This is a genomic window from Enterobacter hormaechei ATCC 49162, from assembly GCF_001875655.1.
Lineage (GTDB): Bacteria > Pseudomonadota > Gammaproteobacteria > Enterobacterales > Enterobacteriaceae > Enterobacter > Enterobacter hormaechei.
Window position 1 is genome coordinate 3,117,283 of the sequence record NZ_MKEQ01000001.1, and the last position, 16,800, is coordinate 3,134,082.

The 16,800-nt window shown below is 55.0% G+C and carries 14 protein-coding genes; 8 read left to right on the top strand and 6 right to left on the bottom strand.

Going from position 1 to position 16,800, the window contains the following annotated elements; genetic code table 11:
- The first annotated feature begins 4 nt into the window (after nucleotides 1-4).
- A complete protein-coding gene (locus BH712_RS15520) occupies nucleotides 5-2,485 on the top strand; it encodes a fimbria/pilus outer membrane usher protein (protein ID WP_006808626.1) in 2,481 nt (826 codons plus the stop codon).
- A 9-nt stretch (nucleotides 2,486-2,494) separates the two neighbouring features.
- Entirely contained in the window at nucleotides 2,495-3,589 is a 1,095-nt protein-coding gene (locus tag BH712_RS15525; RefSeq protein ID WP_006808625.1) for a fimbrial protein, read from the top strand.
- 138 nt (nucleotides 3,590-3,727) lie between these two features.
- On the opposite strand, the gene BH712_RS15530 is transcribed toward BH712_RS15525, so the two are convergent.
- Nucleotides 3,728-4,030 carry a hypothetical protein gene (locus tag BH712_RS15530; RefSeq protein ID WP_006808624.1) on the bottom strand — a complete coding sequence of 101 codons (303 nt, stop codon included), beginning with the start codon at nucleotides 4,028-4,030 and terminating at the stop codon, nucleotides 3,728-3,730.
- A gap of 192 nt (nucleotides 4,031-4,222) precedes the next feature.
- On the opposite strand from BH712_RS15530, the gene BH712_RS15545 reads away from it, so the two are divergent.
- A protein-coding gene (locus BH712_RS15545) for an IS3-like element ISEc52 family transposase (protein ID WP_108454466.1) occupies nucleotides 4,223-5,391 on the top strand; the annotation gives its coding sequence in 2 pieces (ribosomal slippage) (nucleotides 4,223-4,472 and nucleotides 4,472-5,391; 1,170 coding nt in all).
- A gap of 5 nt (nucleotides 5,392-5,396) precedes the next feature.
- Here the strand turns inward: BH712_RS15545 and BH712_RS15550 are convergent.
- The 5 genes from BH712_RS15550 to BH712_RS15570 all read right to left on the bottom strand — a co-directional run bounded on the left by BH712_RS15550 (nucleotide 5,397) and on the right by BH712_RS15570 (nucleotide 10,616).
- A complete protein-coding gene (locus tag BH712_RS15550) occupies nucleotides 5,397-6,182 on the bottom strand; it encodes a DUF4011 domain-containing protein (RefSeq protein WP_006808623.1) in 786 nt (261 codons plus the stop codon).
- 267 nt (nucleotides 6,183-6,449) lie between these two features.
- A complete protein-coding gene (locus BH712_RS15555; RefSeq protein WP_006808622.1) occupies nucleotides 6,450-6,812 on the bottom strand; it encodes a YibL family ribosome-associated protein in 363 nt (120 codons plus the stop codon).
- A gap of 58 nt (nucleotides 6,813-6,870) precedes the next feature.
- Nucleotides 6,871-7,461 carry a mannitol operon repressor MtlR gene (mtlR, locus tag BH712_RS15560; protein WP_006808621.1) on the bottom strand — a complete coding sequence of 197 codons (591 nt, stop codon included), beginning with the start codon at nucleotides 7,459-7,461 and terminating at the stop codon, nucleotides 6,871-6,873.
- On the bottom strand, nucleotides 7,458-8,606 hold the full coding sequence (gene mtlD / locus BH712_RS15565) for a mannitol-1-phosphate 5-dehydrogenase (protein WP_032673460.1): 1,149 nt from the start codon (nucleotides 8,604-8,606) through the stop codon (nucleotides 7,458-7,460). The genes mtlR and mtlD overlap by 4 nt, the downstream gene beginning before the upstream one ends.
- A 102-nt stretch (nucleotides 8,607-8,708) precedes the next feature.
- The gene (locus BH712_RS15570) at nucleotides 8,709-10,616 is read right to left on the bottom strand and encodes a PTS mannitol transporter subunit IICBA (RefSeq protein WP_006808619.1); all 1,908 of its coding nucleotides are present in this window, start codon (nucleotides 10,614-10,616) and stop codon (nucleotides 8,709-8,711) included.
- A 664-nt stretch (nucleotides 10,617-11,280) separates the two neighbouring features.
- Between BH712_RS15570 and BH712_RS15575 the strand changes: the two genes are divergently transcribed.
- The 5 genes from BH712_RS15575 (at nucleotide 11,281) to selB (ending at nucleotide 16,798) form a co-directional block, all read left to right on the top strand.
- Nucleotides 11,281-11,637 (top strand): DUF3302 domain-containing protein, encoded by a 357-nt coding sequence (locus BH712_RS15575; RefSeq protein WP_006808618.1) that lies wholly within the window; start codon nucleotides 11,281-11,283, stop codon nucleotides 11,635-11,637.
- A 2-nt stretch (nucleotides 11,638-11,639) separates the two neighbouring features.
- Complete coding sequence (locus BH712_RS15580; RefSeq protein ID WP_006808617.1) at nucleotides 11,640-12,776, top strand: HlyD family secretion protein; 1,137 nt, start codon at nucleotides 11,640-11,642, stop codon at nucleotides 12,774-12,776.
- Between the two features lie 89 nt (nucleotides 12,777-12,865).
- The gene (locus tag BH712_RS15585; protein ID WP_006808616.1) at nucleotides 12,866-13,474 is read left to right on the top strand and encodes a glutathione S-transferase; all 609 of its coding nucleotides are present in this window, start codon (nucleotides 12,866-12,868) and stop codon (nucleotides 13,472-13,474) included.
- A gap of 103 nt (nucleotides 13,475-13,577) precedes the next feature.
- Nucleotides 13,578-14,963: an L-seryl-tRNA(Sec) selenium transferase gene (gene selA, locus BH712_RS15590; protein WP_032673459.1), complete on the top strand. Its 1,386-nt coding sequence runs from the start codon at nucleotides 13,578-13,580 to the stop codon at nucleotides 14,961-14,963.
- A complete protein-coding gene (gene selB, locus BH712_RS15595; protein WP_006808614.1) occupies nucleotides 14,960-16,798 on the top strand; it encodes a selenocysteine-specific translation elongation factor in 1,839 nt (612 codons plus the stop codon). The genes selA and selB overlap by 4 nt, the downstream gene beginning before the upstream one ends.
- Nucleotides 16,799-16,800: the final 2 nt, after the last annotated feature.

Sequence of the window (16,800 nt, forward strand, 5' to 3'; positions counted from 1 at the left end):
CACCATGCTTTTTCGCCTGTTTCGTTACGCGCCGCTTTCGGTGTTGCTGCTTAGCTTCAGCCGCGCGGGGATAGCCGAGGATTATTTTGATCCCGCCGCGCTGGAGCTTTCCTCTACCGAACAGAAAACGGCGGATCTGCACTATTTCTCTGAAAAGGGCGGGCAAATGCCAGGCACCTGGCTCGTGACGCTGGAGATTAACGGACGCGAGGAGCGGCATCAGGAGATCACCTTCGTCAATGAGAAAGGCAGCCTGCAACCCGTTTTTAGCGTATCGCTGCTGGAAACGCTTGGGGTGAATGTCAGGGCCATTCCTGCATTCTCCCGATTGCAGGAGGGGGAAACGTTCACGCACCTCGCGGATTTTATTCCGGCAGCGCGGACCTCCTATGACTTCAGCCAGCAGCGCCTTTTTCTCAGCCTGCCACAGGCGGCGATGAAACACCGCAGCCGTGGCTACGTGCCGCAGTCACGGTGGGATGATGGTATCCCGGCGGCATTTACTGATTACAGTCTGTCGGGCGGCCAGGCACGTCATCAGAGTGGCGTCACGACATCCAGCTATCTGAGCCTGCGTAACGGTATCAATCTGGGGGCGTGGCGGTTGCGCAACACCTCCGCCTGGAGCCACAGCGACGCGGGTGGCGACCATTTTCAGTCGCAAAGTAGCTGGCTGACCCGGGATATTCGCCGTCTTAACAGCCAGCTGCGGCTCGGCGATGCCTGGACCGCAGGCGATGTCTTCGATAGCGTGGCGTTTCGCGGGGTACAGCTCTCATCAAGCGAAAGCATGTTACCCGACAGCCAGCGCGGTTTTGCACCAACCATCCGCGGTGTCGCACACAGTTTCGCTAAAGTCTCCGTTTCGCAAAATGGCTATGTGATCTATGAAACCTGGGTGGCCGCCGGGCCATTTATCATTAACGATCTGTTCCCCGGCGCACAAAGTGGCGATCTACAGGTTACGGTCACGGAAAGTGACGGCTCAACGCGCGTCTTTACCCAACCCTATTCTGCGGTGCCGTTTATGCGACGCCAGGGCAGCCTGAAATACAGCCTCAATGCCGGACGATTTCACTCCGGCTCCGGCGATGCACGTTCGCCCGAGTTTGTTGAAGGCGCTTTCTTCTACGGTCTGCTCTCCAGGATGACGGTGTATGGCGGCTTTCGCACGGCGAACAACTATCAGGCCGGTGCGATTGGCGTAGGCAGAGGATTTGGCGCATTCGGCTCGCTGGGCATTGACGATACGCTGGCAAAAAGCCGTTTACCCAACGGCAAAAGCGCGATGGGGCAGGCGTGGCGCATTCAGTACCAGAAAGATTTTAGCGCGACCGGCACCGCCTTCAGTCTTGCCAGTTATCGCTATGCCTCGCGTAATTACTATGAATTTGGCGAACTGAATCAGTCTGACAGCCAACAGTTGCAACTTAATAATCGCCGTAGCCGCTCGCAGGTCACCTTCTCACAGACGCTGGGTCAGTTCGGCAGCCTCAGCGTCTCGGCATGGATGCAGGATTACTGGCATACCTCCGGGCAGGATAAAACTATCCATATTGGCTGGTACACCAGCTGGCGGGGCATTTCCTGGGGCGCGGGGTATGACTACACCGACTCAGCGCTTGAGCAGCATCCCGATCGCACCGTGTCGTTTAACGTCAATGTTCCGCTTGGTCACTGGTTACCGGACAGCTCGGTCAGTTACTTCATCAACCATAACAATCGCGGGATGACCACGCAGCAGGTGTCACTCAACGGCAGCGCGCTGGCGAACCGCAACCTTATTTACAGCGTTCAGCAGAGTCAGGCCAGCGAGGGACAAGCCGACAGCACCAGCCTGGCGCTGCAATACAACGGTGGTTATGGCAACGTCAGCCTCGGTTATGACCACAGCCGAAGCGGTAGCAACGCGAGCCTCGGACTCGCCGGAGGCGTTATCGCCACGCAGTATGGCATCACGCTTAGCCAGCCGCTGGGCGATACCGTTGCCCTGATACGCGTGCCCGGTGCGGCAAACGTTGAGCCGGAGGGCTACAACGGGATCCATACCAACAGCCGCGGCTATGCGGTCATGCCAACGCTCTCGGCGTATCGCAAAAATACCGTCAGTCTTGATACGGCGACGCTGGGTGAGAACGTCGACGTTGAGCAGAGCGGTCTGACGCTCATTCCTACCAGCGGCGCGGTGGTGCTGGCCAATTACAAAACCCACATTGGTTATCGCGTTCTGTTTTCCCTGCGCTACCACGGCGAACCGTTGCCGTTTGGCGCGCAGGCTGAAGTGGTGGAGCAGAACCGCCGTTCTGCAAACCGAAGCATGGTCGCTGACGGCGGTCAGGCCTACCTGAGCGGCGTACCAGAGCGCGGCACCCTGCGCGTCACCTGGTATGAAGACGGGGAGCAGCAGCAATGCCAGACACCTTTCAGACTGGGGAAAGCGCATATGGCCCCCGGTATCGCCACGCTGTCCGTTGAGTGCCATTAGAGGAATATCATGCGTCGTTTTATTCACTGGTTTTTCTATCTGAGCCTTCTTTCGCTGTTTGGCATGCTGAGTTTTCATGTCCATGCCCAGACCTCGCCTTGCCACACCACGCGCGATCAGTGGGTCGTTCAGGTGCCTTACGCCATTGGGTATGCACCCGGCACGGCGGACTGGACGCCGATATCTGCGCCGATACAGTCTACCGGGGCGGATTTCTACAGCTGTGATGGCGGGAATGACGCCTGGCGGAGTATCGGCTTTGTCGACATGGATAACCCCGTCGGCACCGTAGTAGGTGAGGACGGCGCGTCACGTCACGTCTATAAAACCCAGATTGACGGCATTGGCTACGCGCTGGGGTTCCGGGAGCAGCAGTACTGCGGCGCCGATGCGATACGCTATATTGACGGCACAAGTCAGATGAATGGCAATGAGTCCCGGCGCATTTGCGACGCATCGCAAAACCCCGCCTTTGCCAGCGCCTCAACGTACAAAATGCAGTTCTGGGTGGTGTTTTATAAAATTCCAACGACCAGCGCCATGCCTGACGATAACGCCAATTCCCAGGAGCAAAATGTGGGATCGCTGATATTGCAGGCGGGAGAAAATCAAGCCAGCGCCACCAATGTGGCGACACCGGTACAGATCCATCTCGCCAGCTTCACCGTCAGGCGTACCAGCTGTTCAGTAGGCTCTCGCAGCATTCTTGTTCCCATGGGGAGCGTGAGCCAGCGTGAATTTCACGGCACAGGTTCACGGGCCGGAGGCGGACGCTTCAGCATTCCGGTGACCTGCGAAAATAACACGGCGGTTAAGATGGGGTTCTTTGGCGATACCACGCCGGCCAACGATCGGGCACTGGCATTGACGAAGCAGGAGGATAGCGCCAGCGGTGTCGGGATCGAACTGCTCTACGGTGACAATACCGGTTCGGTTCAGGGGCAGGTGGTACAGTGGAACACCCCGCAGGTATCAGCGCTTGGGCAAGTGGGGGATAACCAGACGCAGACCTTCTGGTTTGATGCGCATTATATTCAGACAGAAGAGAACGTGACGGCGGGAAAAGCGGATGCGATGGCGACGTTTAACCTGATTTACAACTGAGTTTCCCCTGCCGCAGCGGCAGGGGAGAGCGATCAAAATTCGGTCTTACAAAAGCCCGTCATCTCTTTCAGGCCCATTTCGCGGCGCTCACCTAGTAATGGTGAGCCTCCAGGAAAGGGTTAAATACATAAGGATGAATTAAACAACATTTCTGATGCTATCAACGTGAGGCTCATCAATCAAAATAAGACCATCATGTTGCTTGAGGTGCTTATCTTTAATCTGTTGCTCAATAGTATCGGAGATGACTCTCTTCAGAACACTGCTGGTTGATTTAAAACCAAGCATTCTCGACACAGCTGTAATGATTTCATCCTCTGTTGCGCCCAAGCTAGCCCTGACAATTTGCATTGCTCCAGAAGCGATTTCTTTAGGTGCAATCAATTCAGGTTTACGTAAACCCGTAGATATCACGTTCTGCCTGTTTCGAAGTTGAATCATTACTTCCTTATGATAGAAAAATCCATTTTCTTCGTAAATTTTACCTTTCTTACAAGCAATTTGAGCGGCCTGGCTGACAACGCTTTCTATCCTTGCTCCAGCCCGTTGTAATCCCCATGCTGAAGTGGTTTACTGAATTTGGCCACCTGAACAGAGGTGATATGCTCACCTCAGAACAACACAGGTGTCATAATGAAAAAAAGAAATTTCAGCGCAGAGTTTAAACGCGAATCCGCTCAACTGGTCGTTGACCAGAACTACACCGTGGCAGATGCAGCCAGCGCTATGGATGTCGGCCTTTCCACAATGACGCGATGGGTGAAACAATTACGTGATGAACGGCAGGGCAAAACACCAAAAGCCTCCCCCATTACCCCGGAACAAATTGAAATCCGTGAGCTCAGGAAAAAGCTACAACGTATTGAAATGGAAAATGAAATATTAAAAAAGGCTACCGCGCTCTTGATGTCAGACTCCCTGAACAGTTCTCGATAATCGGGAAACTCAGGGCGCGTTATCCTGTGGCCACTCTCTGCCATGTGTTCGGGGTTCATCGCAGCAGCTACAAATACTGGAAAAACCGTCCTGAAAAGCCAGACGGCAGACGGGCTGTATTACGCAGTCAGGTACTTGAACTGCATGGCATCAGCCACGGCTCTGCCGGAGCAAGAAGCATCGCCACAATGGCAACCCAGAGAGGTTACCAAATGGGGCGCTGGCTTGCTGGCAGACTCATGAAAGAGCTGGGGCTGGTCAGTTGCCAGCAGCCGACTCACCGGTATAAGCGTGGCGGTCATGAGCACGTTGCTATCCCGAATCATCTTGAGCGACAGTTCGCCGTAACGGAACCAAATCAGGTGTGGTGCGGTGATGTGACCTATATCTGGACGGGTAAGCGCTGGGCGTACCTCGCCGTTGTTCTCGACCTGTTCGCAAGAAAGCCAGTGGGCTGGGCCATGTCGTTCTCGCCGGACAGCAGGCTCACCATGAAAGCACTGGAAATGGCATGGGAAACCCGTGGTAAGCCCGTCGGGGTGATGTTCCACAGCGATCAAGGCAGCCATTATACGAGCAGGCAGTTCCGGCAGTTACTGTGGCGATACCGGATCAGGCAGAGTATGAGTCGGCGTGGAAACTGCTGGGATAACAGCCCAATGGAGCGCTTCTTCAGGAGTCTGAAGAACGAATGGGTGCCGGCGACGGGCTATGTAAGCTTCAGCGATGCAGCTCACGCAATAACGGACTATATCGTTGGATATTACAGCGCACTAAGACCGCACGAATATAATGGTGGGTTAACGCCAAACGAATCAGAAAACCGATACTGGAAAAACTCTAACGCGGTGGCCAGTTTTTGTTGACCACTTCAATACATCAAAAATTTAGAAAATGAGAACAAACCAAGGATAATGTCGTTGGGTATAACTTCCCAATCTGATTTCAATGCTATTGCTTGCTGTACAGAGTCAAAGTAACCACTTATGTTAATTTCATCATCGTCAGATTGCATTACAGGTAATGTGATCTGGTGCACGCGTTCAAGGAAGGCTTCCAGAGAAAGGTTAGGGATTATGTCTTCTGAACGCGCTTTTAGTTTAAATCTTTCTCCAGCACTACCGCGTTCCAGACTGACTGGCACCAGAATCAACGGGGCATAACGGATATTCTCTTTATTCGCGGGATCCACCCACTTCAACGTGCCCAATGCCAGGAAAAGAATGTTTGCTCCTTGCTCTTCTTCAAGCGTTTTGGCGTCGTGATACAAATCGAGTAATCGGGTCTGCAACCCTTTAGGTGTCAAACGAGTCTGTAGTTTGGTATCAAGATGCTGCGATTTTATTTCGGTGTCTGTCTCATCGAATTGATAAATAAAATATTTTTCCTCTGAAAGACTATCTTCACTCTCCAGGCCGTCTTCTTTTCCTGATTTACCATGTAAAAATGTGAACGTCTTTTTTTCATTAAACAGAAGTTTGTAAACCAGTTCGGAACGCTCATCAATCACTTCCAAGAAACGCGTATTCTTCGATCGTGGAATGTTGAGTAAGCGGTTCCTTGCCCCTAAGTCCAGAAGTTCAGCCCTGGCTTTTTCAAGTTTTTGTTCTAAAGAAAGGGCGCTGTTTTGAAAGGTTGAGCTCTCAGTAGAATTCATAAAATTTATAACCTAATGCAATGACATACCATCAAGCCAAAGAAAATATATTATATTTCAATGGCGTGCCGTGTGTATTAGTTAGATCGAAAGAAATGAATGTCCACTTTACTCTTAACAATGACAATTGTGAACCCGCAGAGTTTACTATTACTTCTTTACATTTTCGGGCAGCAGTCCGGTACTTTTAGGTAATAAGAAAACCCAATACATTCCCTTGGTGAATATATTGGGCTGGTTTGTATTTAATTTAACTTAAATTAAGTATCAGAACGCGGTCTTACAAAAGCCCGTCATCTCTTTCAGGCCCATTTCGCGGCCAAGCTCGGTCATCGGGTGCACCACCACCAGGCCACGGACGCTCTTCTTCAGCTTGCCCATGTCGGCCTGCTCTTTTTTGGTGATCGCGCGGCGATGCGGCATGTTCATCAGCTTCTGCGCTTCTTTACTCAGCTTCTGGCCTTTCACGTCGCGCAGGCGCTCAATTTCCGCCTCCAGCTTCACGGACTCTTTTTCCAGCTCGGCATATTTCTCGGCGGAATCGACCAGGGAGAGGCCAGCCATCTGATGGCGGATCAGATCCAGGCGGTCGCTCAGGCGTTTAATTTCGTTCTTTTCGACTTCTTTCATGACAAATAACTCTGAAAACGGGGAATTTACAGGGAAGGATACACCAATGTGTGCGGGCTTACTTCTGAAACGCTTTTTTTAAGCTGATTTTAGAAATCAGCTCAGTCAGGGAAAGCACCATGGTGGAGCGAACAACCTGTTGATAACGCAGCTTTTGCATCGCGTACAGCTCAGGGTCGCTGTTATCAAACGTCGGTGCGGGAGGAAGCGCGGATACGCAGTGCAGTTCGCCGAAGGGGCCCAGAATCTCATCATCGGTAAAGGTGTACTCGTTACCGTCATGATTAAGCTCTTCGCGCAGCGCCATTAACAGCTCGGCGTCTTCATACTCCTGGCGGTTCAGCACGCCAAGACCGTAAATCAGCTTCAGCCGTACCGATAAATCGCCCAGCGGTCCGTCTCCGTCCAGTAACGGTTCTACAGCATACTTTACCGCGTAGTCGTCTTTGCGAAACACCTGAAGCACCAGAATGTTCACCGCCTCGGTTAACAGCTCAACGGCGGCAATCAGGAAACTTCGTACGGTTTTGCCAGCATTCAGACGCTCAAGCACACGATTTTCAAAGGCCTGGGTTTGTTCCATTATTGCCTGCATATCTGACAATCTGTTATTCGGGCGCAGGCTAACCTGCGCCGGACTCTGCATCATTTGGTTGCGTTGTATGCGCTGACCGCCTCCGCAACTACGTCACTGTTGGCATCCAGACCGGAGATCTGCGCCAGCGCAGCCTGCGCGCCTTTGTCATCAATCAGCTGAGCCAGCTCAATCGCCTGCGGGTCCTGCTCGCTGCGGTAGTGCATAGCGGCAGCGATGCCCTTCACCAGGTTAGCGTGCGGCAGGCCGTATTCCAGCGTGCCCAGCAGCGGTTTAATCAGGCGGTCGCCCGCGCTTAGTTTACGCAGCGGCTGACGACCCACGCGCTCAACGTCATCTTTCAGATACGGGTTTTCAAAACGACCGAGGATTTTCTGGATGTATGCTGCGTGTTTATCAGCATCAAAACCGTAGCGTTTGATCAGCACCGCGCCGCTCTCTTCCATTGCCCCTTTGACCACCGCACGGATGTTCTCATCGAGGATCGCGTCACGAATCGTCTGATGACCGGCCAATTTTCCGAGGTACGCGGTTATAGCATGCCCGGTGTTCAGCGTGAAGAGTTTACGTTCGACAAATGCCATCAGGTTATCGGTTAATTCCATTCCCGGAATGGTCGGCAGCGCGCCCTTAAACTGGGTTTTATCAACGATCCACTCGCTGAAGGTTTCCACGGTCACTTCCAGCGGATCGTTGGTGGCGGATTCGGATGGCGGAACGATGCGGTCAACGGCGGAATCTACAAACCCGACGTGCGCTTCAACCCAGGCTTTATCTTCGTCTGCAACGGCCGCAAGAACGTGGCCTTTCAACTGCGTGGTGCCGCGCACCATGTTTTCACAGGCGATGATGTTCAGCGGAGCGTCAACGCCCTGCGCTTTACGTTTCGCCAGGCCTTTCGCAACCGCCGGGGCGATACGCTCAAGTACTACCGGACCCACGGCAGTGGTGACGAGGTCAACGTTCGCGATGAGGTCGATCACGTCGTCGCCAATGCTGCTCACCGCATTGACGCCAGAGACCGTTTCAACCTGCTCGTTTTCACCCACCACGTGAACCTGATAGCTATGACGGGCATTCAGGGCATCCAGAACCACCTGATTCACATCGGCGAATGTCAGGGTAATGCCCGCGTCTGCCAGCAGTTTACCGATAAAGCCACGACCGATATTACCTGCGCCAAAATGTAATGCTTTCATAGTGTTAACCTTCATCAATGTTTTTACCCGAGAGGGCTGGGGTGAGGAACGTTTTCCCCTCACCCTAGCCCTCTCCCCAAAGGGGAGAGGGAAGAGGCGCTGCTATTTGTTGAGCAGGGCCAGAACTTCTTCCACGCTGGTGGTGTTGGCCAGGCGCTCGATGACGGTTTCGTCGTCCAGCGCGTTGGTCAGGCTGGTAATCACCTGGATATGCTCGTTGTTGCGAGCGGCGATACCAATCACCAGACGGGCGATGTCGTCCTCTTCTTCACCGAAGCGTACGCCGTCAGGATACTGACAGAACACCACGCCGGTTTTCAGCACGCGATCTTTCGCTTCCACCGTACCGTGTGGAACCGCGATGGATTCACCCAGGTAGGTTGGGGTCAGTTTTTCGCGTTCCAGCATCGCGTCAACGTATTCTGGCTGAACGTAGCCGCCTTTCACCAGCTGCTCACCAGCGAAGCGAATGGCCTCTTCTTTATTGGTCGCCGTGCGGCCGAGGAAGATGTTTTCTGCGCCCAGTTTGAACAGATGCGCGTTGCTCTCGTCGAAGCTGTCTTGCAGGCTGGTGCGCACTTTCACTTCGTTATCTTCATGGCGCTGCGCCGCTACCAGACGTTCAGTCAGGCTGGAGTACAGGCCGCTGTCGAGGAAGTTGGTCAGGGAAATGTGCTGCGCCTGCGGCACCTGACGCATTGCGCGTTCGGTCAGATCGCGGTGCGTGATCACCAGGTCAACGTCCGGTGGCAGGCTGTTAATCGCGCTGTTGGTGACGGAGATGTTGGTCAGACCCGCATCCTGCACTTTCTTACGCAGCACGCCCGCACCCATGGCGCTGGAGCCCATACCGGCATCACAGGCCACGATGATTTTACGCACGTGGCTCAGGTCGTTAGAGACATCACCCGCCGCCAGCGGGGTCGCGCCTTTGGATTCGGCTTTCATGTCATGCATACGACGGGTTGCCGCTTCGATATCGTCGTCTTCTTTCACCTTGCTGGTTTTCAGCAGGATAGCGGAGACCACGAAGGAGACCGCCATGGCCGCACAGATCGCCGCGATGTTCGCGAAGTAGGCGCCTTTCGGGGTCATCGCCAGCACCGCCAGGATAGAGCCTGGAGAAGCAGGAGACACCAGACCACCGCCCAGCACGCTCAGGGTGAACACGCCGGTCATACCGCCGAGGATAACGGCCAGGATCAGACGAGGGTTCATCAGCACATACGGGAAGTAAATTTCGTGAATACCGCCCAGGAAGTGAATGATCGCCGCACCGCCAGCAGACTGTTTTGCGCTGCCGCGACCAAAGAACATATAGGCCAGCAGAACGCCCATACCGGGACCCGGGTTCGCTTCAATCAGGAAGAAGATGGACTTGCCGAGATCGTGTGACTGCTGAATACCCAGCGGTGAGAAGATACCGTGGTTGATGGCGTTGTTGAGGAACAGGATTTTCGCCGGTTCAACGAAGATAGACGCCAGCGGCAGCATGTCATGCGCCACCATGAAGTTAACGCCCGCCGCCAGCAGCTTGGACAGCACTTCAACCGCCGGACCAATGCCGAGGAACGCCAGAATCGCGAGGATCATCCCGATGATGCCCGCGGAGAAGTTATTCACCAGCATTTCGAAGCCGGATTTGATCTTGCCATCAACCCAGACGTCGAATTTCTTAATTGCCCAGCCGCCCAGAGGACCGGCAATCATCGCACCGAGGAACATCGGCATATCCGCGCCGACGATAACCCCCATGGTTGTGATGGCACCCACGACGCCACCACGGTCTCCGCCCACCAGACGACCACCGGTATAACCGATAAGCAGCGGCAGCAGGTATGTAATCATTGGGCCAACAAGTTTCGCCAGCGTTTCGTTAGGCAACCACCCTGTCGGAATAAATAATGCGGTGATAATACCCCACGCGATGAACGCGCCGATATTTGGCATCACCATGTTGCTGAGGAAACGACCAAAGCTTTGCACTTTGATCTTGAAATCGGATGACATAAAACACCCCTTCTTATGTTTACGCTTAGGCTTGCGGCCCGAGGTTTATCGTTAATGTGCGGCGGCAGAGGTAGCCGGGCCCTGTTCTGATGCTGTGAAATCTGGCACTGAATCGTTCAACTGTCCAGACAGCGGAATTTTGTGTGATCTGAATCACGTAAATGTAGGGGGTGAGGATATTAATGAAGTGATCGCGATCACATAATGCGTGTGTAAAAAAAATACATCGCTCAGAATTACGCCAAAACGGGCGGTGTTTTGTGATTTATATCACAATGTTAAGTTGGCTGTTTGTTTCCAGATTGTGATTTGATTCACAAAATATTTTTATTCCGATTTCTCCCGCTGCGAGCGCAGTCATTTTCTGCGTGTAGCAGTGCGGCACCCTGTAAAAAAGCAACATTAATCGCTAAGCCAAATGCGCCAAAATGTTGTATGGCGAAAAGCGAAAACCTGGATTACGCTCATATCGTAAGCGTAAATATATTTTTATTCAGGTTATATTTTGACACGTTTATAAACTTGCATGCAGTTATTATAAGAAACGATACTTCCCGGCTCTGAAATAATAGCCGCAGCCTGTTTGTTTAAAAATAAATAAATTAATCAGGTTGCGCACCAATTTATTCAATTAATAAGTTGACGTTGTGTAAGCGAGGAGACTATGTTTCTCAACTATTTCGCGCTGGGCATATTAATTTTCGTGTTCCTGGTTCTGTTCTACGGGATCATCGCTATTCATGATATTCCCTATAATATGGCGAAAAAACGCAATCATCCCCATGCGGATGCTATCCATACGGCAGGCTGGATCAGCCTGTTTACGCTCCATGCCATCTGGCCCTTCCTGTGGATTTGGGCCACGCTGTACCGGGAAGATCGCGGCTGGGGTATGCAAAACCACATTCAGCCGTCAGACCGACCCTATGACGTTGATGCCCTTGCGAAACGCGTCACCGAGCTTGAGCAAAAGCTCGCCGCCGTGCAGCCCGTGGTCGATAAAAACACGCTGGAGCGATAATCATGGATCTGTTGATTATTCTGACCTATGTGGCCTTCGCCTGGGCTATTTTTAAAATATTCCGTATTCCGGTAAATCAGTGGACGCTCGCCACCGCGTCATTAGGCGGAATATTTATTGTGGCGGGGCTGATTCTGCTAATGAACTATAACCATCCCTATACCTTTACGGCGCAAAAAGCGGTTATTTCAATCCCCATTACGCCGCAGGTCACTGGCGTGGTCAGTGAAGTGACCCATAAAAATAACCAGCTTATTAAAAAGGGCGAAGTGTTATTTAAACTCGATCCGGGTAAGTATCAGGCGCGCGTCGACAGGCTGAAAGCCGATCTGGTTACCGCCACGCACAATATTGATGTACTGAAAGCCCAGCTCTCTGAAGCGCAGGCCAACACGACCCGCGTGTCTGCTGAACGCGACCGGCTGTATAAAGATTATCAGCGCTACGTCAAAGGCAGCCGGGCGAAGGTCAATCCGTTCTCTGAAAGCGATATCGATAACGCACGGCAGAACTATCTGGCGCAGGATGCGCTGGTAAAAGGCTCGGTTGCTGAACAGACCCAGATCCAGAGTCAGTTAGACAGTATGGTCAACGGCGAGCAGTCGCAAATTGCTTCGCTTCGTGCGCAACTGGCCGAGGCCACCTATAACCTGGAACAGACGGTGGTCCGCGCGCCAGGCAACGGCTACGTCACGCAGGTGCTGATCCGCCCGGGAACCTACGCTGCGGCGCTGCCGCTGCGTCCGGTGATGGTGTTTATTCCTGAACAGAAACGCCAGATTATCGCTCAGTTCCGCCAGAACTCATTACTGCGTCTGAAGCCTGGCGACGAAGCGGAAGTGGTGTTCAACGCGCTGCCGGGCCGGGTGTTCTCCGGCAAGCTCACCAGCATCCTGCCGGTGGTGCCGGGAGGAACCTATCAGGCACAGGGGGTGTTACAGTCGCTGACGGTGGCGCCGGGTACGGATGGGGTGCAGGCGCTTATCGAACTGGAACCGAACGCGGATGTTGATGCGCTGCCTGACGGCATCTATGCCCAGGTGGCCGTCTATTCCGACCACTTCGCCCACGTCTCGGTGATGCGTAAGGTATTGCTGCGTATGACCAGCTGGATGCACTACCTTTACCTCGACCATTAAGCGTTGGAGGGCAGGAATGCGAGATGCATACCTGCCTTTTTTCACGGCTTGATCCATACTGACCTCTTTGTGGGCATTAAGGATAAGCAATGAAACTCATCGGCAGTTACACCAGTCCTTTCGTGCGTAAGATTTCGATTCTCCTGCTGGAGAAAGGAATTGAATTTGAATTCGTGAATGAACAGCCCTACAACGCAGAGAACGGCGTTGCGCAGTACAACCCGCTGGGGAAAGTCCCGGCGCTGGTAACGGACGAGGGCGACTACTGGTTTGATTCCCCGATCATTGCGGAGTACATCGAGCTGCTTGGCGTTGCGCCAGCCATGCTGCCGACGGAGCCAAAAGCGGCGCTGGCGATGAAGCAAATTGAAGCCCTGACGGATGGCATTATGGATGCGGCGCTGACGTCCGTGCGCGAGCAGGCAAGGCCCGCCGCCCAGCAGTCAGAAAATGAACTGCTGCGCCAGCGTGAAAAAATCAGCCGCAGCCTGGACAGGTGCGAACAGCTGATCCGCGACGGTAAAATTCAGAGCGATAGCCTGAATCTGGCGACGATCGCCATCGCCTGCGCCATTGGCTACCTCAATTTCCGCCGCGTCTCCCCGGGCTGGTGCGTGGATCGTCCGCTGCTGGTCAAACTGGCGGAGACGCTCTTCCAGCGCGAAAGTTTTGCCCGGACGGAACCACCAAAGGCTTGATGCGGGTTATAACACTTCCTGGCGGGAGGCGGTACAATCCCCCCACATGTTAACTCCCTCTCCCGTCGGGAGGGGGGAAGATATTTACTCGCCAGGCGCATTCATGACTACTCATCATTCCCTCTACAGCCAGATCCCCGCTACCGATCGTCTGCTTCGTGACCCGCGCATTACGGCGGTGCTGGAGCAGTTTGGCCATACTGCAACGGTCGATATGCTACGCCAGCTTCAGGACGACGCGCGTCGCCATATTCAGGCTGAGAATGCGATACCCGGCTGGTGCGTGGCGTGGGCGCAGGAAGCTGAACGGAGGCTGAGCAAGCATGCGCAAAGCGCGTTGCGTCCGGTCATTAACCTGACGGGCACGGTGCTGCACACCAATCTGGGGCGGGCACAGCAGGCAGAAGAGGCAATAGAGGCTGTCACCCAGGCCATGCGCTCGCCGGTGACGCTGGAGTACGATCTGGACGGCGCCGGACGTGGGCATCGCGACCGCGCGCTGGCAGATCTTCTCTGCCAGATCACCGGTGCGGAAGATGCCTGCATCGTGAATAACAACGCGGCGGCGGTGCTGTTAATGCTGGCGGCCACCGCGAGCGGAAAAGAGGTTGTCGTCTCTCGCGGCGAGCTGGTGGAGATCGGCGGAGCGTTTCGTATTCCGGACGTCATGCGCCAGGCGGGCTGCACGCTGCATGAGGTGGGCACAACCAACCGTACCCATGCAAAAGATTATCGCGCGGCGGTGAATGAAAACACCGCGCTGCTGATGAAAGTGCATACCAGCAATTACCATATCGAAGGGTTTACCAAAACGGTGGAAGAGGCCGACCTGGCCGCCATCGGGCGCGAGCTAAACGTGCCGGTGATTGCCGATCTCGGCAGCGGGTCGCTGGTGGATATGCGCCAGTTCGGGCTGCCGAAAGAGCCGATGGTGCAGGAGATGATCGCCGCGGGCGTCAGCCTGGTCAGTTTCTCCGGTGATAAACTGCTGGGCGGGCCGCAGGCGGGGATTATCGTCGGCAGGCGCGAGCTGATTGCGCAGCTACAGCAGCATCCGCTGAAGCGTGCTCTGCGTGCCGATAAAATGACGCTGGCCGCGCTGGAAGCCACGCTGCGGCTCTATCTCCACCCGGAGAAACTGGCTGACCGCCTGCCCACGTTGCGTTTGCTGAGCCGTGATGCGGCCTCCATTCGCGCGCAGGCGGAAGCGCTACTGCCGCAGGTTGCTCCTCATTACCCTGAGTTTGACGTTCGTATCGAGCCTTGCCTGTCGCAAATTGGCAGTGGCTCGCTGCCCGTGGACAGGTTACCGAGCGAAGCGCTGACGTTCACCCCGCGCGACGGACGCGGAAGCCAGCTTGAGGCGCTGTCGGCGCGCTGGCGCGCATTACCGACGCCGGTGATAGGCCGTATCGGTGACGGGCGCATGTGGCTGGATTTACGCTGTCTGGAAGATGAAATGCGGTTTCTGGAGATGATGTTGAAATGATTATTGCCACCGCCGGTCACGTTGACCACGGCAAAACCACGTTATTGCAGGCCATTACGGGCGTGAATGCCGATCGCCTGCCGGAAGAGAAAAAGCGCGGCATGACCATTGACCTGGGTTATGCCTACTGGCCGCAGCCCGATGGTCGCGTGCTGGGTTTTATCGACGTGCCCGGTCACGAGAAGTTTCTTTCCAATATGCTCGCGGGCGTGGGCGGTATCGATCACGCGCTGCTGGTGGTTGCATGCGATGACGGGGTGATGGCGCAAACGCGCGAGCATCTGGCGATCCTCCAGCTGACGGGAAACCCGCAGTTGACCGTCGCCCTCACCAAAGCGGACCGTGTGGACGAGGCGCGTATCAACGAGGTGCGCGCTGAGGTGCTGGCGGCACTGGCTGAATACGGTTTCGAGGATGCCGCGCTGTTTGTCACCGTGGCGACAGAAGGCCGCGGTATCGACGCCCTTCGCGAACATTTGCAGCAGATCCCGTCTCGTGAACAGGCCAGCCATCACCGGTTCCGTCTGGCGATCGACAGGGCATTCACCGTGAAAGGGGCTGGGCTGGTGGTGACCGGCACCGCGCTGAGCGGCGAAGTGAACGTGGGCGATACCCTGTGGCTGACGGGGGTGAACACATCGATGCGCGTGCGTGGGCTTCATGCGCAAAACCAGCCGGTAGAGCGGGCCTACGCCGGGCAGCGTATCGCGCTGAATATTGTCGGTGATGCCGAAAAAGACCAGCTTAACCGCGGCGACTGGCTGCTGGCTGACGCGCCGCCGGAGCCTTCTGAACGGATCATCGTTTCACTCCAGACCCACACGCCGCTGACCCAGTGGCAGCCGCTGCACATCCACCACGCGGCCAGCCACATCACCGGGCGCGTGTCGCTGCTGGAAAACGATCTCGCCGAGCTGGTGTTCGACTCCCCGCTCTGGCTGGCGGATAACGATCGCCTGGTTCTGCGTGATATTTCGGCGCGGGAAACGCTGGCGGGGGCGCGCGTGGTCATGCTGGATCCGCCCCGTCGCGGCAAGCGTAAGCCCGAGTATTTACAGTGGCTGGCCGCGCTGGCGAAGGCAAGCGACGATAGGTCTGCGTTAGATATCCACCTTGAGCGTGGTGCGGTGGATCTGGCGGCGTTCGCCTGGGCGCGCCAGCTTAGCGGCGAAGGATTGCGTCTTCTGACGCAGGAGCCAGGGTTTATTCAGGCCGGTAACCGCCTGCTGAACGCGCCGGTAGCGGCGCGCTGGCAGCGTAAAGTGCTGAGCACGCTGGCGACCTACCATGAACAGCATCAGGATGAGCCAGGCCCGGGCCGCGAGCGTTTGCGGCGCATGGCGTTGCCCATGGAAGATGATGCGCTGGTGCTGTTGCTGATTGAAAACATGCGTGAAAGCGGCGTGATTAACAGTCACCACGGCTGGCTACACCTGCCGGAACACAAGGCCGGTTTTACCGCTGAGCAGGACGCGGTCTGGCAAAAAGTCGCGGCGCTGTTTGGCGATGAACCGTGGTGGGTGCGCGATCTGGCGCGTGAAACCCATACCGACGAGCAGCTGATGCGTCAGGTACTGCGCCATGCGGCACAGCAGGGGATGATAGTGGCGATCGTGAAAGATCGTTATTACCGCAACGATCGGATCGTCGCGTTTGCGAACCTGATCCGGGAGCTGGATCAGGCGCGCGGATCAACCTGCGCCGCAGATTTTCGCGATCGGCTGAACGTGGGACGCAAACTGGCGATTCAGATCCTGGAGTATTTCAACCGCATCGGGTTTACGCGTCGTCGCGGCAATGACCATGTGCTACGCGACGCGCAGTTATTTCCGTAAGC